Annotated in this window: 1 protein-coding gene and 1 pseudogene; one reads left to right on the top strand and one right to left on the bottom strand. The window is 39.6% G+C overall.

All coding sequences use genetic code 11. The features are described from left to right. Positions 1-93: 93 nt before the first annotated feature. On the bottom strand, positions 94-1,560 hold the full coding sequence (locus DP117_RS35135) for an NF041680 family putative transposase (protein ID WP_169222756.1): 1,467 nt from the start codon (positions 1,558-1,560) through the stop codon (positions 94-96). Between the two features lie 194 nt (positions 1,561-1,754). On the opposite strand from DP117_RS35135, the pseudogene DP117_RS35130 reads away from it, so the two are divergent. Continuing rightward, a pseudogene (locus DP117_RS35130) lies at positions 1,755-2,001 on the top strand (hypothetical protein); the annotation flags it as partial.

Genomic DNA, 2,001 nt, shown 5'->3' with positions numbered 1-2,001 from the left:
CGCGTATAACAACCGCGAATCCAAAGCCAACATAAACTTTTCTACCTCAGCCTCACTCGTATGCTGAGTCAAACAACCGTATAACGAGAAAAATTACGCAACTTGTTTTTGTGGCTTGTTCGATTTTTTTCCTTTCTTGATGACAGTATGCTTAGGTCGTTTTGCTTGAGTTTGACCAGTCAGCCTCCCAGTTGAATTTCCTCGGGGTTTGGGAGAATGCCCGGGTTTTCCAATCTCTGAAATAATTCTTGTAAAATCACGTTGCACAGTACTGGGAGTCATGATTGTATCACTATGAGGTTTTTTGTACCGCTCCCAGGGCTTAGGTAAATAGCAAGCTAGCTCTTTTGCAGCCCATAGTTGTACGTAAGCAAGCATGACTAATCGTATCCAGTTCTCTTCGTGTTCAACCTCTGGAGTTTGAAACTGAGTCATTAACAAACGCTGTTTGGAGAAGCGCAGCATATGTTCAATATCAAACCGTTGTCTGTAACTAGAGTATGTAACATGAGGAGAAAGCTCTTGGCGTTGGGTACCACTCACAATTAACCACATGGGTTTCCATAGGAGGGAACTTGTGTCATCCGTTACACTAATCCTGAGAAGAGTGAAGGGATGACGATACATTTTTTGCTGCTGAGTTCCTCTCATCAACATATTATGCCAAGTTTGTATCATGACTTTTAGTTGACGACCTTTACGAGTAGTATGGGCAAACTGTGTTGTCTCGTCGCATTCATGCCAAGTATCAGATTCTGCAAGACTAAACCGTAAACCGTATTTTTTTGGACAACCACGTTTTTGGGCTAGGTCTTTGATTGGTGGAGGAGACTGGTAGAAAACTCGATTACTACGAACTCTAGCTATCACTACCAAATTTTTGTGTTTGCATTGCTCAAACAGAAATGAACGTTGACTATAAGTGCTGTCTGCGGCTAAAACACATAATTCGTCATACATGGAGAGCGATTTGTCCTCTAAAAGAGCTTTGATTTGCTCGCTTCCAAGACTCGTACCACTTCCCTCAAGTGGTACCCGTTCTCCAGATAGTGGAATTGACCAAGTAGCGCCGAAGAGAGTATCTTTTTCTGGTAAGACTGAGACGATAGAGTAAGAGTTACCGATATTAATCGGTTTATTGCCTTTGATTGTGTTTGGTTGGTAAATATACCCTCGTTCTGTCATTGTGTCAGCATAAGGGCGAGGTGCCGGTGTGGTATCAATTGCTAATAAGTAAAAAGGATTTTTTAGAGGTATCGGAATGAACTGAGTGACTGTCTGTTTCAGTTTTTTTAGTTTTTCTTGAAGTTTTTCTGATTGGTTGTTTTCTTCAGTCTTAGTATGAAATGATTCAGATATGGCTTTATAGACGGAGTTATAAGTTCTTTGAAACAAAGGACTTAAAGACAACTCTACTACTGAACTAGCACCAACTGAGTTCCCAGCTAATGCATCCAGTAAATCGATGATGCTATCACTGTATGAATTAAAACAATCGCGAAGTTGTTGTCTGAAAGAACGGAATTGCGCTATTAATTGATTGTGATTATATGTTGACATAGCTATCAGGGCTCTCAATACACAAGAATTTTGATATTACTATGTATTCAAGAACTGATGGCTATTTTCATTGTCTCAATTAAAAGTGTTTGAAACTAGTACGAATGCTTGTAGCACAACGCTAACTTTAATGATATATCTATTCACGGAGTTTAAATCGCGTACAATAATCGCGAACATTAAAATTTTTGCCTATGTCAAGAGATGTTAAAGGCTCTAGACAAAATGATTTAGCTATACGTACTGACCAATTAGTTAGTACAATTGAGCGTTTAGAAAAAGAAATTAAAGATCTCCAAGCAACTGGATTAGTTGCTCCTCCTGGTTGCTGGATAGTGCGCTACTTAAAAGGGAAAAGCGGAGCTTACTGGTACTACAAGCTACAAGCAACCTCAGCCATCTTCCCCACAAAAACCAAAGGGAAGTTGACTAAATATAAAC

The organism is Brasilonema sp. UFV-L1, from assembly GCF_012912105.1.
Taxonomy (GTDB): domain Bacteria; phylum Cyanobacteriota; class Cyanobacteriia; order Cyanobacteriales; family Nostocaceae; genus Brasilonema.
Note: the sequence above shows the minus strand (reverse complement) of the source record. Positions and strands in the feature narration are given on the sequence as shown.

What these genes read in the sequence shown, in the direction of transcription:
- DP117_RS35135 (WP_169222756.1), bottom strand. Translation starts at nt 1,560, where the DNA reads ATGTCAACATATAATCACAATCAATTAATAGCGCAATTCCGTTCTTTC.